Source organism: Nostoc sp. DedVER02, assembly GCF_034530675.2.
Classification (GTDB): domain Bacteria; phylum Cyanobacteriota; class Cyanobacteriia; order Cyanobacteriales; family Nostocaceae; genus Nostoc.
Genome location: NZ_JAVRCP020000016.1, coordinates 91,254 through 117,555, shown reverse-complemented (window position 1 = coordinate 117,555; position 26,302 = coordinate 91,254). Strand labels below are relative to the sequence as shown.

At 43.0% G+C, this 26,302-nt stretch carries 21 protein-coding genes and 1 pseudogene; 11 read left to right on the top strand and 11 right to left on the bottom strand.

Features of this window, described 5'->3' with window-relative positions:
- Positions 1 to 354: 354 nt before the first annotated feature.
- Complete coding sequence (locus tag RMZ41_RS17745; RefSeq protein ID WP_322643790.1) at positions 355 to 3,633, bottom strand: efflux RND transporter permease subunit; 3,279 nt, start codon at positions 3,631 to 3,633, stop codon at positions 355 to 357.
- 64 nt (positions 3,634 to 3,697) lie between these two features.
- Positions 3,698 to 5,242 (bottom strand): efflux RND transporter periplasmic adaptor subunit, encoded by a 1,545-nt coding sequence (locus RMZ41_RS17740; protein ID WP_322643789.1) that lies wholly within the window; start codon positions 5,240 to 5,242, stop codon positions 3,698 to 3,700.
- Positions 5,243 to 5,821: 579 nt separating this feature from the next.
- Between RMZ41_RS17740 and RMZ41_RS17735 the strand changes: the two genes are divergently transcribed.
- Positions 5,822 to 6,364, top strand: a complete 543-nt coding sequence (locus RMZ41_RS17735; protein WP_322643788.1) for a phycobiliprotein lyase — start codon at positions 5,822 to 5,824, stop codon at positions 6,362 to 6,364.
- A 267-nt stretch (positions 6,365 to 6,631) separates the two neighbouring features.
- Positions 6,632 to 6,961, top strand: coding sequence for an RNA-binding protein (locus tag RMZ41_RS17730; protein ID WP_322643787.1), 330 nt, complete (start codon positions 6,632 to 6,634; stop codon positions 6,959 to 6,961).
- A gap of 169 nt (positions 6,962 to 7,130) precedes the next feature.
- On the opposite strand, the gene RMZ41_RS17725 is transcribed toward RMZ41_RS17730, so the two are convergent.
- Both RMZ41_RS17725 and RMZ41_RS17720 read right to left on the bottom strand, forming a co-directional pair.
- The gene (locus RMZ41_RS17725; RefSeq protein ID WP_322643786.1) at positions 7,131 to 8,441 is read right to left on the bottom strand and encodes a Rid family detoxifying hydrolase; all 1,311 of its coding nucleotides are present in this window, start codon (positions 8,439 to 8,441) and stop codon (positions 7,131 to 7,133) included.
- A 33-nt stretch (positions 8,442 to 8,474) separates the two neighbouring features.
- Positions 8,475 to 8,654, bottom strand: a complete 180-nt coding sequence (locus RMZ41_RS17720; RefSeq protein ID WP_322643785.1) for a hypothetical protein — start codon at positions 8,652 to 8,654, stop codon at positions 8,475 to 8,477.
- On the opposite strand from RMZ41_RS17720, the gene RMZ41_RS17715 reads away from it, so the two are divergent.
- Entirely contained in the window at positions 8,647 to 8,955 is a 309-nt protein-coding gene (locus RMZ41_RS17715) for a hypothetical protein (protein ID WP_322643784.1), read from the top strand. The genes RMZ41_RS17720 and RMZ41_RS17715 overlap by 8 nt on opposite strands.
- 2 nt (positions 8,956 to 8,957) lie before the next feature.
- A pseudogene (locus tag RMZ41_RS17710) lies at positions 8,958 to 9,401 on the top strand (type II toxin-antitoxin system VapC family toxin).
- Positions 9,402 to 9,512: 111 nt separating this feature from the next.
- On the opposite strand, the gene RMZ41_RS17705 reads toward RMZ41_RS17710, so the two are convergent.
- Complete coding sequence (locus RMZ41_RS17705; RefSeq protein WP_322643783.1) at positions 9,513 to 9,944, bottom strand: NUDIX hydrolase; 432 nt, start codon at positions 9,942 to 9,944, stop codon at positions 9,513 to 9,515.
- Between the two features lie 193 nt (positions 9,945 to 10,137).
- Between RMZ41_RS17705 and malQ the strand changes: the two genes are divergently transcribed.
- On the top strand, positions 10,138 to 11,646 hold the full coding sequence (malQ, locus tag RMZ41_RS17700; RefSeq protein ID WP_322643782.1) for a 4-alpha-glucanotransferase: 1,509 nt from the start codon (positions 10,138 to 10,140) through the stop codon (positions 11,644 to 11,646).
- Between the two features lie 160 nt (positions 11,647 to 11,806).
- Here malQ and RMZ41_RS17695 read toward each other — a convergent pair whose 3' ends face one another.
- Both RMZ41_RS17695 and RMZ41_RS17690 read right to left on the bottom strand, forming a co-directional pair.
- The gene (locus RMZ41_RS17695; protein WP_322643781.1) at positions 11,807 to 12,619 is read right to left on the bottom strand and encodes a RodZ family helix-turn-helix domain-containing protein; all 813 of its coding nucleotides are present in this window, start codon (positions 12,617 to 12,619) and stop codon (positions 11,807 to 11,809) included.
- Positions 12,620 to 12,648: 29 nt separating this feature from the next.
- Complete coding sequence (locus tag RMZ41_RS17690) at positions 12,649 to 13,407, bottom strand: pseudouridine synthase (protein WP_322643780.1); 759 nt, start codon at positions 13,405 to 13,407, stop codon at positions 12,649 to 12,651.
- Between the two features lie 289 nt (positions 13,408 to 13,696).
- Here RMZ41_RS17690 and RMZ41_RS17685 point away from each other — a divergent pair, with 289 nt between their 5' ends.
- Both RMZ41_RS17685 and RMZ41_RS17680 read left to right on the top strand, forming a co-directional pair.
- A complete protein-coding gene (locus RMZ41_RS17685) occupies positions 13,697 to 14,410 on the top strand; it encodes a DUF2993 domain-containing protein (RefSeq protein ID WP_322643779.1) in 714 nt (237 codons plus the stop codon).
- 506 nt (positions 14,411 to 14,916) lie between these two features.
- A complete protein-coding gene (locus RMZ41_RS17680) occupies positions 14,917 to 15,726 on the top strand; it encodes a lamin tail domain-containing protein (RefSeq protein WP_322734351.1) in 810 nt (269 codons plus the stop codon).
- Between the two features lie 590 nt (positions 15,727 to 16,316).
- Here the strand turns inward: RMZ41_RS17680 and RMZ41_RS17675 are convergent.
- Together RMZ41_RS17675 and cbiT are read right to left on the bottom strand one after the other, a co-directional pair.
- Entirely contained in the window at positions 16,317 to 17,198 is an 882-nt protein-coding gene (locus RMZ41_RS17675; protein WP_322643777.1) for a phosphatidate cytidylyltransferase, read from the bottom strand.
- 294 nt (positions 17,199 to 17,492) lie between these two features.
- Positions 17,493 to 18,095: a precorrin-6Y C5,15-methyltransferase subunit CbiT gene (gene cbiT, locus RMZ41_RS17670; RefSeq protein WP_322643776.1), complete on the bottom strand. Its 603-nt coding sequence runs from the start codon at positions 18,093 to 18,095 to the stop codon at positions 17,493 to 17,495.
- 95 nt (positions 18,096 to 18,190) lie between these two features.
- On the opposite strand from cbiT, the gene RMZ41_RS17665 reads away from it, so the two are divergent.
- Positions 18,191 to 19,588: a serine/threonine-protein kinase gene (locus RMZ41_RS17665; RefSeq protein WP_322643775.1), complete on the top strand. Its 1,398-nt coding sequence runs from the start codon at positions 18,191 to 18,193 to the stop codon at positions 19,586 to 19,588.
- A gap of 431 nt (positions 19,589 to 20,019) precedes the next feature.
- Positions 20,020 to 20,193: a twin-arginine translocase TatA/TatE family subunit gene (gene tatA, locus RMZ41_RS17660; RefSeq protein WP_322643774.1), complete on the top strand. Its 174-nt coding sequence runs from the start codon at positions 20,020 to 20,022 to the stop codon at positions 20,191 to 20,193.
- Positions 20,194 to 20,250: 57 nt separating this feature from the next.
- Here tatA and cphA read toward each other — a convergent pair whose 3' ends face one another.
- Positions 20,251 to 22,953, bottom strand: coding sequence for a cyanophycin synthetase (cphA, locus tag RMZ41_RS17655; RefSeq protein WP_322643839.1), 2,703 nt, complete (start codon positions 22,951 to 22,953; stop codon positions 20,251 to 20,253).
- 454 nt (positions 22,954 to 23,407) lie between these two features.
- A complete protein-coding gene (locus RMZ41_RS17650; RefSeq protein WP_012412065.1) occupies positions 23,408 to 24,271 on the bottom strand; it encodes a cyanophycinase in 864 nt (287 codons plus the stop codon).
- A 629-nt stretch (positions 24,272 to 24,900) separates the two neighbouring features.
- Between RMZ41_RS17650 and trmD the strand changes: the two genes are divergently transcribed.
- Together trmD and ispF are read left to right on the top strand one after the other, a co-directional pair.
- Positions 24,901 to 25,698: a tRNA (guanosine(37)-N1)-methyltransferase TrmD gene (gene trmD / locus RMZ41_RS17645; protein WP_322643773.1), complete on the top strand. Its 798-nt coding sequence runs from the start codon at positions 24,901 to 24,903 to the stop codon at positions 25,696 to 25,698.
- 59 nt (positions 25,699 to 25,757) lie between these two features.
- Complete coding sequence (gene ispF, locus RMZ41_RS17640; RefSeq protein ID WP_322643772.1) at positions 25,758 to 26,243, top strand: 2-C-methyl-D-erythritol 2,4-cyclodiphosphate synthase; 486 nt, start codon at positions 25,758 to 25,760, stop codon at positions 26,241 to 26,243.
- Positions 26,244 to 26,302: the final 59 nt, after the last annotated feature.

Sequence of the window (26,302 nt, the reverse complement as noted above, 5' to 3'; positions counted from 1 at the left end):
ATTGATTGAGAGAATGCTATATCACGCCGGTTAAATCAAGCAGCAAAACCTTACTTTTAAACTGCTATGTATTTGCTAGATAAATAGCGCTCAGTGTATGCTTGCTCAGTGAGTTTACATATACTCGTATGTTGATTTATAAAGCAATTCTTGTAATGCTTTATCACGATAACTAGTAATTTCACGCAATCTTTATAAAAAATCTAAATTATAACTTATTGATTGACAAATTAGACAATATATGGATTTAAAAAGCTTAGTTAACGCGATCGCCAACGAAAAACTTGTTGATAGATCGCGTTAATTGAAATTTCAGTCTCTGGCGTGTTGAAAAAATTAATCCCTATCAGGGATTCAAATCCATTTTTTTGTAAATCCACGCAAGCGGATTAACACTGGCTTTGCCCAATTTCCACCCAGTAAATCGTGCAGCAGAATATAAAAACAGGGAATGATAAATAATGTCAGCATTGTAGAGACCGCCATCCCAAAGAAAACTACAATCCCTAAAGGCTGTAAAAACTCAGAACCTTCGCCAATGCCCAATGCTAAAGGGAACAGTCCCAAGATAGTGGTGACTGTGGTCATGATAATCGGGCGCAAGCGTTGAGGAGCAGCTTTCATGATGGCAATTTGGCGACTACAACCTTCTTCATCCCGAATTTGGTTTGCAAGTTCTACCATTAGAATCCCTGCATTTACCACAATTCCCACCAGTAGCACGACACCAACAATTACAGTTGCGCCGATCGCAGTTTGGGTGATATAAAGCCCAAAAAGTCCCCCAGCTAAGGCTAGTGGAACAGTGAACATAATTACCAACGGGTCAATCAGCGAATTGTATTGCACCGCCATGACTACAAAGATTAAGAATACCGCCAACGCCCCCAAAGTTTTTAAAGCATCCTGAAGTTGCTGATTAGTTTCTTGGGCAGAACTAGGGACAATTGAAACGCCATCAGGTAAGTCTACATCCTTAAGTACCTCGTTAACTTCTGCGATCGCTTCACCAAGACTCGCTCCCTCGCTGAGATTGCCTGCCACGATAAAAGCTTGACGCTGATTAATCCGTTGCACCTCACCAGGTGCTTGACCTTCTTGAATGTTCGCAACATCTGAAAGCCGGATTAGTTGATTGTTTTCTGTAAATAGTGGTAATTGTTCTAGCTGGGAAGGACGCTGAATGGCTTCTTTATTTAGCTGCACCCGCACATCAACTAAACGATTACCGCGTTGAATTTGTGTAGGAACTGAACCTTCAATTGCTGTTTGAACTGTTGCACCAATTTGCCCTGCGTTCAACCCTAAAGCCGAAACTCTTTCCCAGTCTGGGCGAATTTGGATTTCTGGTTGTCGGGGGTCGGCATCTGGTCGGAATGTCGCTAATTTTGCCCTTTCTTGTAATGCTTGCAGCACTTGTGCGCCTGCTTGGGTTAAGTTTTCTTCATTCTCACCTTGCAAAATCACATCAACTTCTGACCCTTGCACTGGAGAATTACTCAAGATTAAACCCCGCACTTGACCAGGATTGAGGCGCAACAAAATTCCTGCTAAGTTGAGTTTGTTAAATTCCTGAGTTACTTTTTTGACGAAAGTTTCAACATCTGTACCTGGTTTAAGATTGATGGTGCTACTGGCACGTAAAGGATTTTCTGTAGTATTGCTGCCAAATAAACTACCACCCACAGTTGTAAAAGCAGACTCGGTTTCTGGTTGTTTGAGCAAAATGTCATCGACAATTTGCATAACTTTTTCAGAAGTTGCTAAAGGTGTACCGGGTGGAAACTGCGCTCTCAAGTTAGCTTGTCCGGTACTGATGCGGGGTAAAATTTCTTGGGGAATCTGACCAAACATAAAGAAGCTACTACCGCCTAAAATTAGCAAAGCAGCAGTTACTACGAAAAACCGATAACGTAAAACCTTGGTTAGGAAATTCCCGTATCCCCGCGTTGCATCTTCAAATCGGTGATTAAACTGTCTAAGCAGCCAAAATTCGCTAATCCGACTAGACCAAGAAATTCCCAAAAGTCGAGAAGACAGCATAGGTACGACTGTAATCGCAACCACAAGGGAAGCTGCAACAGCGAAGCTAATTGTCAAAATTAGTTCATTAAATAGCAGTGCAATAAAGCCGCCAATTAAAAGGAATGGCACTACAGAAACTAAGTTTGCACCTGTAGCAGCAACTAAAGCAGATTCTACTTCTTGGGAAGCATTAATGGCACTGTCAATAAAGAATTTTGAATTTCTCCTCTTCCCCTCTGCTCCTCTGCTCCTCTGCCCCTCTGCCTCCATCTCTTTCTGATTGGGAGTCATGCCTGTTTTTTCGGAAATGTTCTCTAAGATCACAACCGATGTATCAATTGCTTGACCAACTCCTAATGTCAATCCTGCCAAACTGAATACATTCAAAGTCAGACCAAAGATTTTCATTAAAGCGATCGCAGCCAGAGTACACAAGGGAATGGTCAAACTGATAATCAATGTTTGCCTAAACGATCCCAAAAATAACAACACGGCGGCTGCTGCCAACAATGCCCCAGAAATCCCTGAAAAGATGACATCATTTAAAGAATTGCGGATGAAGACAGATTCATCTGTGGTGGGGCTTAAAGTCATGTCTGCTGGAATTAAACCCGATTGCCGTAATTGTTCAATTCGACGTTTAACAGCATCTACAACTGTGATTGTGTTGGCTTCAGGTTGCTTTTGAATTGAAAATTTTACCGCAGGCTGACGGTTTAGGTAAACAAATACTCGTTGTTCTTCTGTATCGTCAATTACCTCAGCGAAATCTCGCAAGTAGACGCGGCGGGAAGGTGTTGGGGAAGTAGAGGAGGCAGGGGAGGCAGGGGAGGAAACTTCTAAGGAAAGGTTTTCAATTTCCTTGGCATTTTGGAAGCGTCCGACAGTTCTAGTCAATGGCTCGGAATTTTGCCCCAGAATCCGACCACCGGAAGTATCTTGGTTACGGGCTGTTAATTCGTCTAAGACATCATTTAAGCCGACACCCAAAGCTTGCAATCGGTTCAAGTCAACAAGCACTCGTACTTCTTCTTCTGCACCGCCAGATACATCAACTGAGGCGACTCCTGGCACGACACTTAGTTCACGGGTTAACTCTTCATCAGCAAATACCCGTAAGTCTTTACCTTGCAAAGAAGTAGATGTCAGTGCCAATTCATAAACCGGCAATTGGGAGGGATCGACTTTAAATAATCGCGGTTCCTCTATGGTATCTGGCAGTTGTCCCCGACCCCGGTTAAAAGCAGCAGTAGCATCATTTAGGGCTTGGTCAATATCGCCCCCCGGTTGGAAGTATAAATCGAGGCTTACCTGTCCTTCACGGGTACGGGAAAAAACTTGTACTACATTCTCGGTTGCCCTTAAAGCTTCTTCTAAGGGCCTGGTGATTTCATCCACTGCTACTTCTGGTGAAATACCTGGGGCTTCTAGCCGAACCCCAATTCGTGGATAGGTAATTGACGGTAAGAGATCGACTTGGATCGTTGTGAGAAAAAATACCCCAATGACAATTACTGCCACGGTAAGCATGAGTGTGCCAATGTGTTGGCGGATAGCGATCGCACTAAGACTAAATCCGCCATTGCCATTATTATTTGCTTGTTGCATGATTCCTAAGCGCTAAGTGATGACTACTGGATACTTTTATCCTTGGTATGGTGGTTATTTACTATTACTTTTCTGAAAGAATTGAAAGACTTACAGTGTCACCTTCTTTTAACGGTTTACCACTCCGAACAACATAGCGCTCTCCTGCTTGCAAACCGGATAAAATTTCTACTTTCCCATCAGCCCTTTGTCCCAACATTACGGCTCGCGCTGTTACCTGCGTTTTGCCTTCTGTGTCTCTGACGACAAATATTGTCCCACTTCGGTCTTGTGATTTTACCTCTGCCATACCAGATGTGTTAGATGGGGAATTCTGTGGGACATTTGCTTGCGTCTCCCCTGTACCCTTAGAGTTCTTAGTGCCGGCTTGTTTCTGAATAGCTCCTTGCGGCACGACTACGCGCTGTTGAGTCTGGTTTTCAAAGTTGACTCGCGCCAGTAGTCCACTGCCAATTTTGCCTTGAGCGTTGGGAATCACTACTTCTACAGGTATCAAACGAGCAGTAGCATCGGCAGCTGGAGAAATGCGCGTAACTCTCCCAATTAATGTTTCCTTGGGGAAGGCATCTAGGCGCACTTGTACAGACTGTCCAACCTGAATTTGTGCTAGTTCTAATTCGGAAACTTGCACAACGACTTTGACACGGTTAAAATCGCCAATTTTGACGACTTCATTACCTGCTTGTAGAAGATTGCCCGGTTCTGTCACTTTTTCTGTAACTATGCCAGCGATCGGAGATTTCAGCTGCGCGTAAGACCTACGTTCTTTGGTTTGGGCAACCAATGCCTGCTGCGCCAAAACTCTGCCTTGGGCAGCGGCGACAGCTTGCTGTTCTGTACGAACTTGCTCTTGGGCTGCTCGCAGTGCTTGGGCTGCTGTTTTTGCCTGGGTACGTGACTGCTGGGCAGTTTGTTCAGCGATCGCTCCAGCTTTGAATAACCTCTGTTGCCGTTCTGAATCTGCCTGAGCTTGCACAACCTCTAACCGTGCCCGTTCAACGTCAGCACGGGCATTACTTACCTGATTGGTTGCCCTCGCTACTTCTGATTTGAGGGCTGCTAATTCTGCTTCAGCTTGCTTTAATTCGGTCGAAAGGATGGCATCATCTAACTGCCCGACGTTTTGCCCAAGCTTTACTGTATCGCCCACATCAAGGTTCAAAGCTAACAAGCGCCCTTCTACTTGCGATCGCAGTGATACAATGCGGAACGGTATTGTATTACCTGTGTATTCTGGTTGTTTTTCCAGTATCTCAGTTCGAGCGATCGCTACATCTACAGGCGTTGTACTACTACGTTCCCGATTTCCAGGACTCTGAGATTGTGCATCTGCTGATTCTTTGGGCGACGAGCCACAACTCGCCGTCAGCAATCCGATAGCTACCAAACAGGACATTAATAAACTTCTTATATAAGTGGAGGAAAGTAAGTAATTTTTCCCTTTTCCACCTGTTGAACAAATACTGTTTGCAAGAAGTCTACTCTTAAAATCTGCGGTCGCCACCTCAGTTTTCACAACTGAATCTAACTCGCTATTAATTAGTTGGTTAGTGACTACGGGATCTTTCATTTTCACCTGTCTGTGCGGCTTATTTGTGTCCAAAATCATTTACTTTTCTCCTATTGGGGAGCTTTTGGGGTTAAACAGCCGTGTTTTACCAAGTAATTTTGAGAGATATCATTAACAAAAAACGGCGAGAATGAAGAATAAGCTGCATGACAGTAATTTTTGAATCAAAAACTACTGTTTTCCCACAAAAGTCCAAAATTTCTCACCGTTCTACTTCTTACGCAGAGGTAGATAATCTTCTTGCAGTTAACAAATTATAAACTTTAGTATAAATATTTGTCATTTTTCTGGGATCTACCCAGAGGAGAAACTTGGCTTTTTCCAAAAGTATGAGGCTTTTTTGCTGATTATCATAATTTGGGCAGTCTTACAATAATTACCCTTGTTTTTACTTACTCAATTTATTCTACTAAAACTAGCAGGTATTACTGGAATTTCTTATTTTATTAAGAATATTAAAGATTTATTGCTTAATTGTGTCTATAATGTAGTGGAAAACACTATTTCTTCTTACCTCTCTTGCGTAATATGGCAAGAAATAGGGCGATAAGTACCATACAACAGGTAAGAATGAACTTTTTTGCCAAAATATACTTGCATAGGTGAGGAAGGTAAGGTATGACATCTTTGTTCAAAATTGCACAAACCACTGATGAATCCGAGATTTCCGAATTTTTCCAGGAATCAGCAGGTAAGTGGCGATCGCAACGACGCTACTATACCCTACCGAAGGGAGAAACTAAGGAGATCGAAAGTATAGTTACGATCAATTTTTTAGAGCAGGGCTGTGATGAATTGCAAAAGCTAGCTCAGATGCACGATTTATTAGATGCAGGTAGTTTAATTTGTGGTGCAGCAATTGTCTGGGAAAGTACAGATGTGTCTAAAACAAAGAAAGAATCGCAAGGTTCAACAATATTTGGGGTGAAGGGAAGTACCTTGTACCGCGATCGCGGTTTTGCCATATCTAAACCAGTCACCGCCCAGTATTATTTTTCTAACCCCAAAACACTATATTTGCGAACCGAATACAACGGTTCAGTTTTTGAAGAAGAGTTAAAGCTAATTGGCAGTCAATACCGCACCAGACAGACTATTATTTCTCGTGCTGGTGAGCAGTTGATGATTGGTCAATATTTAGAAAATAGAATAGAGAGCTAGTTTATTGGGTGAATGTAGCTGGCAGCTATAGCCTCACGCGTTTTGGAACTACCCAGCAGCTAGCTATCAACTGCCAATATAACTTTTTATAACATTTTTCCCCACTTTCCCCCAGAAAGTAAGTCGTCATGTAACAATGGGAAGTGAAATGAGAATTAATTCGGCGACAGTGTTTGATTTTAGTATTGACAGGCTTTTCCCTTTTGGTATTACAGACTTCTCTCCGAAATCTAAATCTCTACAAACTTATGATTTTGGAGACATTTGATGTCAATTTACGTTGGTAACCTCTCCTATGATGTTACACAAGATGCGTTGAGTACTGTTTTTGCAGAATATGGTTCTGTAAAGCGTGTTCAGCTTCCTACTGATCGTGAAACAGGTCGTTTACGCGGCTTTGCTTTCGTGGAAATGAGTTCAGAAGACGAAGAAGCCAAAGCCATTGAAGCCCTTGATGGTGCTGAATGGTTGGGTCGTGACCTTAAAGTGAATAAGGCCAAACCCAGAGAAGACAGAGGTGGCGGTGGTTCTTTTGGTGGTAATCGCGGCGGTGGTGGCGGTGGCTACAACCGTGGTGGCGGTGGTGGTCGCTACTAAGCTAAACAGACAAAAGTCATTTAGTTAAATCTAGGAAAGGCTCAGGCAGAAATGCTTGAGCCTTTTTGATCAGAGTGCCCTGATGAAAAATTTCAATTTCCAATAGGTCAAGACTCCACTTTCTGATTAACCTTCCCTCAAACTGTCAATCTGAGGATGTATGTTGAGACTAAGCGCTAATTACTGCGATCGCATCAATTTCTACTAACACATCTTTAGGTAAGCGCGATACCTGAACACAAGCCCGCGCTGGGGCTGTATTTTCTGGGAAATATTTAGCATAAATGGCATTTACTGCCGCGAAATCATTCATATCAGCTAAAAATACAGTGGTCTTCACCACATCTTGAAAAGTTGCACCGGCTTCTGTGAGAATAGCTTCAAGATTAGCTAATACTTGCTCAGTTTGCTTTTTGACATCATCAGTGTAGACGACATCACCAAGGCGGGGATCGATGGCAACTTGTCCAGCTATGAATAGAAATTGACCTGAAGCTGCGATCGCTTGATTATAAGGGCCAACTGGTGCGGGTGCGTTATCAGTATTAATTACTTTACGGGTCATAGATATTACTTTCTCTAACGATGTTTCCTGTTTACCGATTTCTAGCTGAGAAGCGATCGGTTTATAGACTTCTCCATCTGGCATTATCGCACCAGTGAGGTCAGCATCTTTAAAAGTTGCCCCATAGATATTTGCTCCAGTTAAATCTACCTTCTTCAGCTTTGCCTCTTTCAGATTCGCGTTGATAAAATCTACTTTTTGCAGTTCTGCTTTCTCTAAATTTGTCCCTTTAAGACAAGCTTTTCTGAAATTTACACCTATAAGATTTGCTGCACCTAAATCAGCTTCAGTCAGATTCATACCTGACAAATCTTTTTGAGATAAATTAACACCCCGAATTTTGGCTCCCTGCAAGTTAGCACCTTTGAGTATCACTTGAGCTAAGTTTGCTTGACTCAAATCAGCTGCAAACAAGTTAGCTCTACTTAAATCAGCACTAGTAAGGTTAGCTCTAACGACTTTTGCTTCATTTAAGGATGCGTCAGTTAAGTTTGCAGAATTGAGTGTCGCATCACTCAAGTTGGCGTTATCTAGATTGGCATTACTAAAGTTAGCACTACTCAAGTTTGCTTTACTCAAGTTGGCATTATCCAAATTAGCGTTACTAAAGTTAGCGCTACTTAGTTTTGCTCCACTCAAGTCAGCACTACTTAGGTCTGCCCAACTCAAATTTAAACTAGAACTTTCGCCCAACTCACTCAAATTTGCACCTGTTAGAGAAGCTCTAGTGAAATTTGCATTTTGAAGTAATGCTTTACTCAGATTTGCATCATTTAAATCTACACCCGTCAAATCTGCACCTGTTAGGTCTATTCCACTCAGATTTGCATATTTGAGATCTATTCCTCTAAGATTCTCCTTATGAAATTTCCGTTCTCCTGCGGCATATCTCTCTAACAGTGTCTCAGCATCCATAATTCACCTTTAAATACCACTGACACAGTATAATCACAAAAACTTTGTGTCACAGGTATTCCTCTCTTTTCTTCCTTCGCGCCCTTTGCGCCTTTGCGGTTCGTCCCTCTTACCCCAACCTCGAACACATCCCCATAATGCCGTCAGTTCAGCATAGCGATCGCACTCGTATAATACAGTTACGACAAACTGCAAAATATCATTGATGAACATAAAAGAAATACTGCTTCAAGAAATTGAATCATCCTCAGATGTTCTACTAGCCCAAACACTAGATTTTTTGCGTTTTCTCAAGACAAAACCAACAACTGAGGAAATATCTCTTAACCTGTCAACGGAAAAAAATGATGATACCTCCAGTCATCAAACAAAACCGGAAATACAAGAAGCAGCACCAATTCTTAGAGGCTCTAAAGCAGAAGATTTACTAAAATTTGCCGGAACCTGGCAAGGGGATGATTTTGAGGAGTGCTTGCAGCTTGTTTACGAAACCCGTTCCCCGACTGAATTTTAGTGATGTACCTCCTAGATACCAACAATTGCAGCCGGATCATTTTTGGAGAAACAAACATCATTCGTCGGTTACAAGAACACATCGGTTTAGGGGTTGCAACTAGCGTTATTGTGCAAAGTGAACTCCTTTACATGGTACAAAAATCTTCTCAACAAGAAGCAAATCTTCGCTTTGTCAGAACTTTTCTGCAAACCATTGACCTTTATCCCATTAGTGGAGGGGTTGCCGATGTTTACGGTAATCTCAAAGGATAAATTGTCGAACATTTTGGCCCAAAAGACAAAGCAAAGCGTAGAAAGTTTACAGTTCAAGATTTGGGTTTTAGCGATAACGACTTGTGGATAGCATCAACTGCTCTGCACTATAACCTCACCGTCGTCTCAGGAGACAGCGATTTTCAAAGGATACAACAGGTGCAAACCTTAGCCTTAGAATCTTGGCTTTGACATCCTCCCAACACCAACCGATTCCTACATAACTTTTACACAAACTGTATATAGGGGAATTCCAGATATTCCTCTCCCCTCTTCTCTCTGCGCCTCTGCGGTTCGTCCCTCTTACCCCAACCTTGGACGTATCCCATAATGCCGATATCGCCAATAATCGTGCAGAATGCGATCGTGGTCAAAACATAAATCACCAGGTACGCGCCAATACTCAAAAATACCTACACCCTTGGCATCATCCCCAGCCTTTGGTTCTCCTGTAGCTGTTGCTAAAAACACAATGCTAATCGTATGCTGGCGGGGATCGCGATTGGGATCAGAATACACCAGTAATTGTTCAACTAATTCCACCTGCAAACTCGTTTCTTCCTCAGCCTCGCGTCGGGCCGCCACTTCTACAGCTTCCCCATAATCTACAAAACCACCAGGAATAGCCCAACCCAAGGGTAGATTATGTCTTTCGATTAACACTATTGGCCGATGAGGTCGATCTACTAGTTCAATGATGATATCAACTGTTGGTGCAGGATTTCGGTAAGTCATATTTATTAGTCATTGGTCATTGGTCATTAGTCATTAGTCATTGGTTATTCATAAAGGACGAATGACAAAGGACAAATGACAATCAAAATGAGTTTACTTGATTTACCGTGCAAATACTGTTCCATGATAAATTCGATGCGATCGCGTAGCGTGTCCATCAGACAATTGCTCCCTCTCATAATTCAGGTTACTTATGCCTTTTCCTAGATCCAGTGGTATTTTGCTGCATCCTACCTCCTTTCCCAGTCGATTTGGCGTTGGAGATTTAGGCTTAGAAGCCTATCGCTTCATCGATTTTCTTAAAGAAACCCATCAACAATATTGGCAAGTTCTACCCTTGGGCCCCACTGGATACGGTAATTCCCCCTATATGTGCTATTCAGCAATGGCAGGAAATCCCCTGCTAGTTAGCCCAGAAAAACTACGAGATGAAGGTTTGCTCACTGAAGAAGACTTTGCTAATTTACCAGGATTTCCGGTAGAAAAGGTAGACTTCGACCAAGTTGTGCCGATTAAGATTGAGCTACTCAAAAAAGCCTGTGAAAACTTTAAAGTGAATGCTACGGACATCCAAAAAAACGAGTTTGCAGGTTTTTGCGACAGTAAAGCCTATTGGCTAGATAATTACGCCTTATTTATGGCGTTGAAAGATGCCCACGAAAATGCAAGCTGGCATACATGGGAGCCAGAATTTGTCAAGCGCGAACCCGAAGCATTAGCTCAGGTACAGCATCGGCTCAATGAGGAGATTTTTTATTACAAGTTCGTCCAATTTGAGTTTTTCCGGCAGTGGTCAGACCTGAAAAGCTATGCCAACATGCGCGGGATTGACATTATCGGCGATATTCCCATCTACGTAGCTCATGATAGTGCTGACGTGTGGGCGCATCCCAATATCTTTTGTTTAGACGAACAGACAGGAGTTCCTGCCCAAATGGCAGGAGTCCCACCAGATTACTTTAGCGCCACTGGTCAATTGTGGGGCAACCCGGTTTATAACTGGGAGGAATTGCAAAAACAAGACTTTAAATGGTGGGTACAGCGCTTTGAGGCAATGCTAGATTATGTCGATATTATTCGCATTGACCACTTCCGGGGCTTCGAGGCTTATTGGGCTGTGCCGCAAGGTGAACAAACTGCTATCAATGGTAAATGGGTGGAAGCGCCTGGAGATGCTTTTTTTGAAGTGATTAGAGAGAAGTTGGGTAAACTACCCGTCTTAGCAGAAGATTTGGGAGTAATTACACCAGGGGTAGAAGCGCTGCGAGATAAGTATGAATTTCCGGGGATGAAAATTTTGCAATTTGCCTTTGGTGCTGATTCTGCTAATCCATTTTTACCATTCAATTACCCGCGAAATGCTGTAGTTTATACTGGCACTCACGATAATGACACAACTTTAGGCTGGTTCAATTCAGCCGACGACAACGAAAAGCAAAACCTGTTACTTTATTTAGGTTGTATTAGTCCTGAAGGCATCCACTGGGATTTAATTCGCCTAGCTTTGAGTTCCATAGCCAACCAAGCGATTATTCCCTTACAAGATGTTTTGGGATTAGGAAACGAAGCGCGGATGAATTTTCCTAGTACTGCTGAGGGTAACTGGGAGTGGCGCTATCAAGCAGGAGCGTTAAAAGAAGAATTAGGCGATCGCTTAAAAGTTCTTACTAGACTTAATGGACGCGCCCCACAAGCCCAGTAAGCATTAGGGGAGCAGGGAGCAGGGGGCAGGGAGACAAGGAAGACAAGGTAGACAAGGGGAAATTATTGAATAAGTCTCTCCCAAGTCTCCCCCCTCTTCCTTGTCTACCTTGTCTCTTCTTCATACCCAATGCCCAATTCCCAATTCCCAATTCCCAATTTCAAAACTTAGGTTTTGCAGCAATCCTAACTTCTTCCTCTTTTCCTGGCTCTCCCATTTCCTTGGCTTTCTCTTGATTGACGCTCATTAAAACACCGCCTGCATTATCAGTTTTCACTGTCAGTTGCTCTTGAGCTTTCCAAATCCGGTGAGTTCCCTCTGGGAGAATACCCTCAAACTCGGTTTTGCCATCGGCTACTACGCGAATCCAGGATGAGGCTTTCAAAGTGACACCAATCTGTACAACTTTTTCCTGTTGGATGCCGTTAAGGGGATCGCTGACCGGTTGAACTTTTAGTGAATCTTTTGGTTGGATTGGTTCCGGTTTAACAATGGACTTTTGTTTTGGGTATATTTGGTTTTGGCTATTACTTGCTTGTAATACTGCGTTATTTAATAACTGAGATAAGCCATTTACAGAGCATACAATTAGCAATATGTAAAGAAAGTAAAGATGAATCGGACGTAGTTGATTAATGCGTGAAGTATGCCCCATTCCTTGGGGGTTCACTTGTGCAGAAGCGATCGGAAAAGTGCCAGAAAATTCTACTCCATTCAAGCCTAATGCATCGGCAAATTGCCTAATCAAACCTTGAATATAAACTGGTTCTGGCAGATCGTTTAAATTGCCTTCTTCGATCGCTTGTAATAATCGCTGGGGAATTCTGGTTAATGCAACCACTTGCTCTAGAGATAAGCCCTGTTCTTGACGCAACGCCCAAAGTTGAGCGCCCAATTCTGCCAACTTTTCGGTTCGTTGTTGCTCTAATGAAAGTGATGGCTGGTGATTATTCTTCTTTCTTGGCCATTTCATGCCTACTGACACTCCTTAACTCCACTGAATCAATAATTAGGTTGCGTTATCTGATCTTGCAAAAAGCGAATCTCATAATCTTTGAGGGAACGATATTTACCCTCTGACAATAAGGGTTGTTTTGGAGTTTTTAATTGAATGGAACCGATAGCAGTTCGATGCAGCTTAATTACTGGGTATCCTAACTGTTGAGCTATCCGGCGAATTTGGCGATTTCTTCCCTCCTGCAACACTATTTCTAAAAAGCTTTGCTCGGCACGATGTTCTATTAGGTGTACCTTAGCAGTTCTGGTTTTCCTCCCCTCTAACACCACACCCTCACGCCACATTTGTAGTACTGCCTCTGGGGGATGTCCTTTGACCAAAACACGATATGTTTTGGAAATGCTGTGGCGGGGATGAGTTAGTCCAAATGTCAGATTTCCGTCATTTGTCAGGATTAATGCTCCTGTAGAATCTGCATCTAAACGCCCAACTGGGTGAATCCCTGAACCCTCCCGTAATTCTTTCGGTAGTAAATCCAGGACTGTTTTTCTTCCGTGAGGATCGTAGCAAGTCGAAACTACTCCCGCCGGTTTGTGCAGCAATAGATATATTAAAGCCGGACGCTGCTTTTCGGATATAGTTTTTCCATCAATTGCGATCGCATCTTTTTGGGGATCAACTTTTTGACCTAAATGTGCCAATACCCCATTGATTTGTACCCGCGAGTGCCTAATCATTTCTTCCGCTTCACGACGTGAGGCGATACCCCATTGAGCGATAATTTTTTGTAATCGTTCCTCCATCTGGAATTGCTTATTTACTGTTAACAATTAAATGATATTTGCATTTTGTAGCGAGTAGGCAGAAATGTTACATTTAAGACTTGTTTAATTTATCAAAACAGAATTCAGGAGTCAGGAGTCAGGAGTCAGAATAAATGCTGTGCTACTGGCTGATAGCATCAGTAGCGAGTCCAGCAAGGTCTTGATTCTGAATCCTGTTAGTGGATAGCTATGGTTTAGCCCATTTTGACTTCTAAATTCTTCTTCAAGTTCGCTTGTTGAGCAAATACTCATAAAAAGATTGGTTTAGATGCCAGAGCAAAATTCTTCAACACCAAATCCAAATAAAACCCGCATAATTACTCAGGTACTCACTAAAGCCCTTAAGCTCTGGTTAAGAACGCAAGTAAGCCAAATATCGGAATTAGAAGTGGAGATTAAAGCCAGCGATCGCCAGCTTCTCTCTGGACGTATTCCCTTGGTATCTATTTTTGCTACTCATGCGGTTTATCAAGGTCTATTGATTACACAACTTCAATTAACGGCAGAAAATATTCAGATAAATATTGGTTCCATACTTAAGGGAAAGCCTTTAAAGTTGTTAGAAACAGTACCCGTGGTTGGCGATTTGATCGTAGACGAGAAGGATCTAAATGCTTCTCTCTCATCTGACTTATTATCGACTGCTTTGAGCGATTTGCTGGTTAAGGTTTTACCAACACATTTCCCAAAATCACAACCAATTGATTGGCAAGAAATTATCCTTGATAACAATCAAATTATACTGCGAGGTAGGAAAGTAACCAACAGTGAAATAAGACCTCTAGAGATTTGTCTGAGTTTAGATTTACTCAGTGGAAATGAGTTGCAAATAGCACATGTAAAAATTACACCCGAACAAGGAGATATATTAGAGGGCGATCGCCAGTACAATCTCGATCTTGGCTCAGATGTCGATATCCAAGAACTAACCCTGATCCCAGGTAAGCTAGTGTGTCGAGGAGGGATTAACGTTAATCCTTGATGATGAAAAATAAAAAAATACCCTATTTTAACGTGAGATCGACGGGATGAATTGACTGTGGTAAGTGGTTAAGGGTTCAATTTAAGAAGTAGGCGATCGCGTAGAGATTTACTAAATCATTGAACCCTAAATAGGTTAAACTTATATATTTTTTAAATTTAAATAGTAATTATTTATTGAATGTCTTAATTATCTTAACTTTCTTAACTGTCCTTGAATTTTATTAGCAATCGTAAGATGCTGAAAAAGTAATACTAAAACAAATTTATTTGCAGCTAATTAGCAGGTAAAAATCAAAATCTATGTCTAAAAATTGATTATCTTAACGCTAGTTTTAAAATAACGTTGAAATTAATTCACTGTATTTTAAGCAGTTAACTTTTTTTAATCGTAATTATTCTGTAATTTTTCCATACATTTACCCCAACCAGGACGAACGCAAGAGCGCACTTATTAAAGTGCCTTAGTATTCAATTAACTATTACCATTAACTTTGAGTAAAAATTATGACAAATCAGCAAACTCCACAGGTTGAAGTTACCAATGTTGTCTACAAGAATCAGGTCAAGAGAACTCAATCTGACGAATACGTTGAGATTACCAATCATGAAAAGACACCCATCGATGTATCTGGTTGGCAAATTGCTTCAGGGGTAGGACGCAATAAAGCGTTCACTTTTCCCGAAGGAACAAAATTAGTCCCAGGTCAAAGCGTGCGAGTTTATACCAATGAGATACATCCAGAGTCAGGCGGCTTTAGTTGCGGTAGTGGTGTATCCCTTTGGAAAGATTCAGGAGATGAGGTCAGACTCTTAGATGCTCAAGGAAATGTAGTATCAGGTTTAGCATACGACAGCAAAGGCAATTTCACGAAAACAACAACTGCTAACGATAAGACATCAGTCGTGGACACAGTTAGCACAGATGCAAAGCTCAATGAGCTACTAAACAAACCTGTTCTCATTGAAAACCAAGAGACAAAACGGTATTTGTTTTCCACAGGAGAGCCAATCAAAGGAGAGCGAGGAGATGAAGGTGGTTGGCTAGCATCAAGCGGATTTGAAAGTCCTAAAGTCGTTGGTGCTGATGCTAATTACTACAACCGTGCCTTATGGAAGATCGTACCAAATGGTGATAGTTTTCTCATTGAAAATCAAGAGACAAAACGATATTTGTTTTCCGATGGAAAGCCAATTGAAGGACAGCGAGGAGATGAAGGTGGCTGGCTAGCATCAAGTGGCTTTGAAAGCCCTAAAGTCGTTGGTGCTGATGCCAATTACTACAACCATGCCTTATGGAAGATTGCAACGATATAGTGCAAAATCAAGTCTTGTCCCTCTCGGAGGTGGAAGTTAGTGGTTTTTGCCCGTAAGTTGGATTGTTTCAACCCAACCTAACTTAACAGCAGAGTCATTTACTTTGGTTCCGCTATTGCTTTAGGATTCGGAGTATTTATAAACGTGAAAGGTCTAGAAAACATCAAGCAGAAATAATGAAAGTCTAAGCATTCATTACAGCTACACAGTTTCATAATTCATTGAAAGCTCTCACCTTTGAGTAAGAGCTTTTTATTTTTATATATAGCAAGGGACTGGGGACTGGGGACTAGGGACTGGGGACTGGGTGAAAAGTCTTTTTGTGTCTAAGTTTCATCATCTGTTGATGTCCTAACCACCAAGGCTTGTGCTATAAATTGCGAATCCAAGGCGGGATGCAGTTCAGTGCATTACAAAAATATGGAGAATGACAAGTCCTACAAGAGTGGGGGCTGTTGTTCTCAGTTCTGTAGGACTTATGCACAGGTAACGGAAAATCGAACCACAGAGGCACAGTGAACACGGAGGAATAAGAGTTTGAGAGGTATTTTGCGTAAGTCCTGTTCTGTATGGAACTCAGCTGAAAAGCTCTATAGTAGCGGCAACAGTAGAGTCACAAAATAATAAACTAAAGGTGCTGTGAAAATATAACTATCAGTACGGTCTAAAATACCACCATGACCGGGAATTAATTGTCCAGAATCTTTGACTCCAGCATCGCGCTTGAGCATAGACTCGGTAAGATCCCCTAAAAGACTAGCAATACCAATCAGCAAACCCAATGCTAAACCCGTAAATGGGGATCTGGGCAAGTGGAGATAATAGGCTCCTGCTATGGCAACAGCAACACTTGAAGTAATGCCAAAAACAGCACCTTCTACAGTTTTTTTCGGGCTAATGTCAGACAGACGGGTTTTCCCAAAGAATTTGCCAATGGTATAAGCGCCAATATCGGCTGCCCAAATACATAAAAAAGTCAGCATTGTAGCTGTAAAACCTTGTGGTAAAGAAGCAGAACTTGCTTTTTCCCAGAAGTCCGTCCAGGTTGTAGGCCAGTAACCACCTAAAGGGAGATTGCTAAAAACAGCACTATTAATTGCTCGTAATCGTACCCAGTAACTCGGCAAATAACCTACGTAAAATAGCCCCATTATAGAAGCGGAAACGTCAGCGATCGTGGCAAATTTGGGCTGAAATAATAGGTAAAAACAGATAAGCGTGCCAGCTAAGGGCATCACAGCGTCAGCTAAACTGCCATCAATAGTAGAAATTACTAGCAAAACTAGACTGACAACCATAGTGGTTTTAGCGGCGGGAGCGATGCCTCTGGCTCGCACCAAATTAAAATATTCCTGTTGACCCAAAAAGATAACAACCGCAAACATGATGGTAAAATACCAACCACCCAAAAGGGTAACAGAGAGAGCAAGAGCGATCGCAACAATTCCACTAATAATTCGAGACCAAGGCATAGAAGTATTAAATATTGGGAATGGGAAATGGGGAATGGGAAATTGGGAATGGGGAATGGGGAATTGGGAATTGGGAATGGGGCACTTGTACTAAGCAAAGACGTTGGCGCAGTCTCTCCAAGAGTTGTATTGGGCACTGGAAATTAGGCAGTCATTAATTAATGAGTTACTATTTCTTCCTCTAATTCCCTTGTTTCCCTTATGACCCCTACTATTTCATCTCCATTTTTCCCCTTATCTTGCTACCTCTTCCAATTCCCAATTCCCTATGCCCAATTCCCAATTCCCAATTCCCTAATCCAGTTTCTCACCACTGAGGATAAAAATGGGGTCAACGGCGGTAAAGGTTTGAGAAAAGCCGCGCGTCTCTAAGCGGTTAACCGCAGACTGCACTACTTCGATATTTCTAGCCCTTAACAGAGAAAAACTTTGAGAAATAGCATACAGACTCTCTAGATTAGCAGCTGTAGCTACAACCCGACCGGATGGTGGCAAATAATGCCATGCTGCTTGCAGAATTTCTTGGATGGGTCTTCCTCCCTCGATACAAACGCGGTGAGGAGCAACTTTCAGGTCATGTAAACACTCTGGGGCGCTACCTTCAATTACTTCGACGTTTTTCACTTCAAAGCGATCGCAGTTACGCTTGATCAGATTAGCTACTTCTTCATCCCTTTCTATAGCGATAATCTGACCCTTTGGACACAATAGCCCCACCTCTACAGGAATTGTACCTGTCCCTGCACCAATATCCCACAACACAGAATCTGATTTTAGTCTTAGTTGGGCAATTAACAATAGTCGGACTTCTCGCTGGCTCAGGGGAATTCCTGGTAAATGCTCGAATAATTCATCAGGAATACCAGGAGTAATATAAGGCCAAAGTTGGGAGGGCATAGAATTACGCAATTATACTAAAGATATCGATTTGCCGAAATTGAAAAGTCATCAGCTATTAAAACTTTTCAAACGTAGCATTATAAGAAACCATAATGATTGGCGAAATATTGGCCGAACGCTATGAAGTTCAGCAGCTATTAGGAAAAAAAGCAGGGCGGCGGACACTTGTAGCTCGTGATTTGAATACTCAGGAATTAGTCGTTATCAAGTTACTCTCTTTTGGCGGTGATTTTGAATGGGATTCACTTAAGCTGTTTGAGCGAGAAGCCGAAACTCTAAAATCTTTGTCACATCCCTTAATACCTCGTTATTTAGACTATTTTGAGGTAAATTTACCAACTATCAAAGGATTTGCCCTAGTACAAACTTATATCCCAGCAAAAACTTTGGAGCAATATTTACAATCTGGGCGGACTTTTACCGAAGCAGAAGTCAAACAGATAGCCAAAGCTCTTTTAGAAATTCTCATTTATTTACATGGTTTATATCCGCCTATTATCCATCGTGATATTAAGCCTAGCAATATTTTATTGGGAGAGCGTTCTGGTAACAGTGTTGGTCAAGTTTACCTAGTAGATTTTGGTTCGGTGCAAACTGTATTCGCTACCGAAGGTGGAACTAGGACTGTGGTGGGAAGCTATGGTTATATGCCACAGGAACAATTTGGAGGACGCACGGTTCCGGCTTCCGATCTTTATAGTTTAGGTGCAACTTTAATTTATTTAGTGACGGGTACTCATCCAGCCGATTTACCCCAAAGGGATTTTCGGATTCAGTTTGAACAAGTGGCTAATGTGAGTCCTGGATTGACTCGCTGGTTGAAGTTGATGACTGAACCCAGTTTAGAACGGCGTTTTAGTTCTGCTAGCGAAGCGATCGCAGCTTTAGATAAACCAGCAACCACAAACTTGCCTACTTTGATTGTGGATAAACCAGATGGGAGTAAAATTCAATTAATTAAAAATCGAGATTCTTTAGAAATTATCATTCCACCGCCTGGTTTGAATTTATCAATATTATTTACAGGTTTATTTGCGATCGCCTGGAATTCATTTATCTTCTTATGGACAATTACAGCACTTTCGGCCCCTTTTCCTGCTAATATCCTCTTTGCCTTGTTCTCACTTCCCTTTTGGGGTGTCGGTTTTTTCACGATCAATAAACTTCTCTATCCGTTGTTTGGATGCATTCGGCTGCGCCTAGATCGTGAGCAAATTGCTTTTACAACTGAGTTATTGGGATTTAAATCTAACCGTACCCATCCAACCCCAAGACAACATATACGTAAACTTATTTACACTCCCAAACGCTTTGAGATTGATTTGAGCAGCAACACTAGAGTTGAAGTTCCGCCCGAATTAATCATTTGGGCTGGAGTAAAGAAGTATCAACTAGCTGGTTCTAATGGTGTGATTAACTCTGAACCGGAAATAGAATGGTTAGCTCAAGAATTGAGTGATTGGTTAAATATACCAATTACGCGAGAATAAACAGGAGTCAGGAGTCAGGAGTCAGAATACAAGAGTCATAATACTCCATCCCTTCATGGGTGGAGTTTTAAGGCGAGAATATTTTAATTCTTTTCGCGCCACTTGCAGGCGTTAGCGTGCAGTGGGGCGTTCGCGGTAGCGTCTCGTAGAGGAGACTGGTTTTAAACCAATATTCAGACGCTCGTGAACTCGCACTCCGCAAGCTATCAAACACTCGTACAGAATTCGTGGCTTTTTTCTGACCGGAGGCGGAGCGTCTCCGGCTCCGCTCCTGATTTCTGAATTCTTCTTATAAACAAAATTAAGAAGATATTAGAGATGCTCGTGCTGAAATAGCAGACGCAAAAATTAACGATATTATATGTTGGGATGAATACAAGAAAGAAACCGCGTGAGTTACTAAATTAAAATATTCTTGAGAGGAACTGTGTATGTTTGGACTAGGATGGCCAGAAATCGCTGTGATTAGTATAGTCGCTATTCTAATTTTTGGCCCTAAAAAAATTCCCGAACTGGGCACTGCACTGGGCAAAACCCTACGAGGTTTTAAAGAAGAGATGAAAACCCCCAGTGATGAAACCAATCTAGAAAAAGAAAAAGAATAGTCAAGAGTCAAGGGTCAAAAACTGTTCAATGCTGAATTTGAGACTCTTGACTTTTGACTACAAAAGTGTATTAACTACAGAAGAAGGTGCGATTCCATTTTGAGAATCAGCGATCGCTGTACTATTTTGTTGATGTGTTTCTTCTTTCGCTAAACCACGCAACTTAATTAACTTAATAGCCCTAGTCACGCTTTCTGGTAAGATAACCACCAGGCTGTTATCAGGAGCCATATCTAAGCCTTTATTAATCGCTTGGGTTTCATCCAAAATTGATTCATAGCGGCTATCAGGCTTCACCTGGGTGATGCCTTGAATAATCAACTGGGCGGCTGAACCTCGTAAACGTCCCCGTGTGTCATCATCTTCTTTGATGATGATGTAATCAAAAATTTGTGCTGCTAATTTGCCCAAAGTAACAAAGTCTTCGTCGCGGCGATCGCCAGGGCCACCAATTACGCCAATCCGTTGTCCTGTAGTCCAGTTCCGCACAAAGGAACCTACAGCTTCATAACTGGCTGCGTTGTGGGCATAATCTACTAAAGCGTGGTAGTTGCCTAAATTAAATAAATTCATTCGTCCCGGTGTTTGACTAACTGAAGCCCGGAAGGTCTTCAAACCAGCACGAATCTGCTCAATTGTGACGTTTTGCACGAATGCAGCCAAACTTGCAGCTAAGGCGTTGGCAATCATAAACGGCGCACGTCCGCCCATTGTTAAAGGTATATTTTCTGCTCTTTCTATCCGATGTGTCCAATCACCTTTAACAATTGACAAATAGCCACTTTCATACACTGCGGCGACTCCACCCTTTTGGATATGCTTTCGCACCAATTCTGAGTCAGGGTTCATGGTGAAGTAAGCAATATTAGCCTTGGTTTTTTCTGACATAGCGGCGACGCGGCGATCGTCGGCGTTCAGTACCGCGTAGCCATCAGGAAATACGGCTTCGGCTACTACACTCTTGAGGTTCGCTAATTGCTCAATGGTATCGATATCACCTATTCCTAAATGGTCGGCAGCTACATTTAATACCACTCCCACATTTGCGGCTTCAAAGCCCAATCCAGAGCGGAGAATGCCACCACGAGCCGTTTCCAGTACCGCTACTTCCACAGTGGGATCTTGGAGAATGACATGGGCGCTTTGAGGGCCTGTGTTGTCACCAGCTTCTACTAAGTACTCACCAATGTATGTTCCATCAGTAGTGGTATATCCAACTACTTTGCCAGTCTGTTTATAAATATGTGCTAGTAGTCGGGTAGTAGTAGTTTTGCCATTAGTACCAGTGACGCTGAGGATAGGAATTTGGCTAGATTGCTCGTTGGGAAACAGCATATCCATCACTGCGCCAGCGACGTTACGGGGAATACCCACGCTTGGAGCAACGTGCATTCGGAAGCCGGGAGCAGCGTTAACTTCGACAATCACGCCATCAACTTCCCGCAGAGGACGGCTAATATCCGTGGTGACGATATCGAGTCCGGCGATATCCAAACCGATAATCTTGACTACCCGTTGTGCCAACCACAGATTTTCTGGGTGAATTTCATCGGTACGGTCTACGGCGCTACCACCTGTACTTAAGTTGGCTGTTGCCCGGAGATAACAAATAGTACCCTTGGGTGGAACGCTATTTAGGGTATAGCCTTGCCTTTCTAATAGTTGATAGCTGGTGCGGTCTAGCTCAATCTTGGTCAGGACGTTATCATGTCCTTCACCGCGATTTGGATCGAGGTTTGTTTCCTCAATCAGTTCGGAGATGGTCGATCTGCCATTGCCAATAACGTGAGCCGGGACACGTTCAGCTACTGCGACTACTTTGCCATTTACCACTAGCACCCTGTGATCGCGTCCAACGTAATATCTTTCGACAATAATTGACCGAGAAACCTGTCTTGCAGCTTCGTAGGCAGCTTCCGCTTCTTCCCAAGTTCTGATGTCAATGGTGATCCCGCGTCCATGATTGCCATCGAGTGGCTTGACTACGATGGGATAGCCGCCAACGTATTCAATAGCTTGTTCTAAATCGTCTAAGAAGTTGATCACTGTACCTTTGGGTACTGGCGCACCAGCCGCAGCCAGGATACGTTTAGTGGCTTCTTTGTCGCAAGCTAGTTCTACGCCCAGAATGCTGGTATTGTCAGTCATTGTGGCTTGCATCCGCTTCTGGTTCACGCCGTAGCCTAGCTGAATCAGAAAGCGGGCTTCCAGAGGCATCCAGGGAATACCTCTTTTTTCTGCTTCTTTGATGATTGCTTCAGTAGAAGGGCCTAAAGAAGCTTCACGGGTGAAATCTTTCAGGTCTTGGATATCTTGCTCTAGTTCTGCCTTGGGATAACGGCCTCGATCGACGATACTTTGGCACAGCCGCACTGCTGCTCGTCCAGCATACCGTCCCGCTTCCTCATTCTGGTACTCTATTACTACTTGATAAATTCCGGGTGTGGCAGTTTCGCGGGTGCGACCAAAGCCAACATGCATACCAGCTAATTCCTGGAGTTCTAGGGCTACGTGTTCTACGATATGGCCGATCATCGTGCCTTCTTTGACTCGCATCAGAAAACCACCGCGACAGCCAGGGGAACAATAATGGCCCTCCAGACTCGGCAGTGCCTCAACTAGTCCTTCATAAAAGCCTGGGATTTCATTCGAGGGCGACTCGGCAAGGTTTTCTAAATCGAGGCGCATGACGATCAGCTTGTGGCGTCGAATGCTCCAATAGTTTGGGCCGCGTAAGGTCTGGATCTTGAGGATTCTCATGGGAATAGGTAGATGGAGATTCGGAACCAAAATTCTAGTTTCTTACTGAAATTGACCGCTAAACTGTTCGTTGCAAACAGTTTTTTCTTTTTACATGGTATTCTCATCATTTTTTTACAACAAGAAATAAATGTGCGGTCAACCTCTAACAGGATTTTAGATTGATGATTTTGGATTAAAAGAGACAATTAGGGTACTTAGCTCTGGTAATTTTAGATTTACGATCGCGTAGCGTCAACGAGTCAGACGCTCCTACCTCACTAACGCTTCGCTATCGGGGGGGTTTTAGATTTGTTTCGCTTACTTTGTAGCGGCATCTGCCAAAAAGTTCTCTTAATCTAAAATCCGTCTTGAAAAGTTTGCTACCGAGGGTTTCCCTCCTTACAACTTTTCGCAAAATCCAAAATCTAAAATTTGTGGTCAACGTCAGTGTAACCTCAGATACTCTATCCCGTCAGCTGGAGATTCGGTGTACGGCAGGCAATACAGTGCGCTGGTACAGGTGAAAGCGATCGCCGTAGCTGAGGATATGGAGACGTAAATTATGTACGGTTAATGGTTCATTAGCACCAACATGGGGTTCGTTTGTGTGAGTGGCTTCAGTGGGATCAACAATGGTGACACTGCCTTTACCCATAACTTGTAACCAACCATCACGTTCAAACACTGCACAAGTATCTTCGTCAATGCCAATACCTAAGCGATCGGGGTGAGCGGCGATCGCACTAATCAGCCGCCCCATCCGATTCCGGTTATGAAAATGTTGGTCAACGATGACTTCAGGAATAAATCCCAAACCCGTTGCCATATCTACTAGGGAACGATTTGGCGACTCTCCACTACCGCCACCAGCAATCATGTGATGCCCCATCACTGCCGCTCCTGCACTTGTGCCTGCTAACGTCAGTTGCCCTGCCCTCACCCTCTGCCGAATAATTTCCATTGCTGGCGTATCTGCCAATACACCACAGAGACGCAGCTGATCCCCTCCTGTCAAAAATACTCCGCTACAGGCTTCTAAGGATGCTTTGATTTGAGAGGCTTCACACTGTTCGCGTTCGCGGATGTCTAAAATCTCTACCTTTTGGGCACCCATTTCTTCAAAAATGCGAATGTACCGACCACCAATGATGGCAGGTTCACGAGAGGCAGATGGGATAATTGTAATATAAGCCTTACTAGCACCAGCACGTCCAAAAAAAGTTCGTAGGATTTCGCGCCCATGAACTTTGTCTTCTGCGCCTCCGATAACCAGAACGGCGGTTTTAGTTGCTTGGGGTGTCCTCATTTCTAGCGATTTAGCTTGTAATTGCGGCATTTTGTTTCTCCTGTCAACAACTTCAGGAGCCATCGCCTTGGTGAGGCAGCGCGGTCTTGGGGGTTTCCCCCATGAGCGACTGCCGAAAGGGTTTCCCGGCTTGTGGCGAATGGCGTGTGAATTTAACAAGGTGTTAGAAGCCTGGTGATTTTTGCGCTTTGCAACTTTTGAGAGGACACTTTTTAAAAGTTTTAGAACTGGGCAGCCACTCTCCAAATTTTCGCTTAACGCTCACGTTGCCTCAGTTTAAACGTGTTTGTTTCCATTCCTCAAAGCCAGGGCCTTGTTTTTCACCTGTCCACTTGCAGCAGGGCAAAATAGTCTTGTTGGGGCTAAATTCCCCTTCCGGGGCTGGGGGCGAGCAGTTAAGACTACGCTTGTTTCTGAGGCTGGCTCGATGCATCCTGGAAGTTGTTAACTTGATATGATTATTAATTTAAATGTACTTGTGACAACATTTAAACATAAATTAAGTAATTAGAAAAACTTTTGATCCCATCTAAAATCCAAGAGGTCTGGTAGTTTTAGATACTATTGATAAAGTTTAACTTGAGTTTAACTTGACCTTGGCTTGACGGTGTTTGCTAAACATCCAAATTTAAGATTAGTGTTCTCGAATACGAATAACTGTGCGCTTTGATATAGTTACACTTTTTCCTGACTGTTTTAACTCTGTTCTCAATTCGGGATTACTGGGTAAAGCCTTAGCCAAACAGATTGCCGAAGTGCATCTGGTTAATCCACGGGACTTTACCACTGACAAGCACCGGAAGGTCGATGATGAACCCTATGGGGGCGGCGTTGGGATGCTAATGAAGCCAGAGCCGATTTTTGATGCTGTGGAGTCGCTGCCGATTCTGCCCCGAAGAGAAATAATTTTGATGAGTCCACAGGGGCAAACAATTAATCAATCTCTTTTGAAAGAATTGGTGACAAATTATGACCAGTTAGTAGTTATTTGCGGACATTACGAGGGAGTCGATGAGAGGGTGCTGCATTTGGTAACTCGGGAAGTATCCTTAGGCGATTTTATTCTGACTGGCGGGGAAATTCCGGCAATGGCTTTGATTAATGGTGTAGTGCGACTAATACCAGGAACCGTTGCCAAAACCGAGTCTCTCACCGCAGAAAGTTTTGAAGAGGGGTTATTAGATTATCCCCAATATACTCGTCCTGCCAATTTTCGCGGCTTGAAAGTGCCTGAAGTCTTGCTCAGTGGCAATCATGCAGCGATCGCTAAGTGGCGTTACGAACAACAAATCCAAAAAACCCGCGATCGCCGTCCCGATCTCCTAGAGAAATTGGAGCAGGGAGCAGGGGGCAGGGAGCAGGGGGCAGGGAGCAGGGGAGTAGGGGAGCAGGGGAGCAGGGGAGCAGGGAGCAGGGGGCAGGGGAGCAGGGGAGCAGGGGAGCAGGGGGAGAAATAATTAATTCTCAATTCCCAATTCCCAATGCCCAATGACAAATGACAAATGACAAATGACAAATGGCAAAAATTCGTATTGGTAACGGCTACGATATTCATCAACTGGTGAGCGATCGCGCTTTGATTTTAGGTGGAATTAAAATTCCCCATGAACTCGGTTTATTAGGACACAGTGATGCTGATGTGTTAACGCACGCGATTATGGATGCCATGCTTGGGGCATTATCCTTGGGGGATATTGGCCATTATTTTCCGCCTAGCGATCCCAAATGGGCGGGAGCAGATAGTTTAGTACTACTAACTCAAGTACATCAACTAATTCGGGATCGAGGCTGGCAGATAGGAAATATTGACTCGGTGGTAGTAGCAGAACGTCCAAAATTAAAGCCGCATATTAACAATATGCGCGACAAATTAGCGGCAATTTTAGAAGTAGAACCAAATCAAATTGGCATCAAAGCTACCACCAACGAAAAACTAGGGCCCGTGGGACGTGAAGAAGGTATATGTGCTTATGCTGTTGTCTTACTAGTTGCTTCAGAATGACTTTTGTTTTTGCCTCTGATAAAAATATTCAAAACTGATTAGGATGGAAATAAATTTGA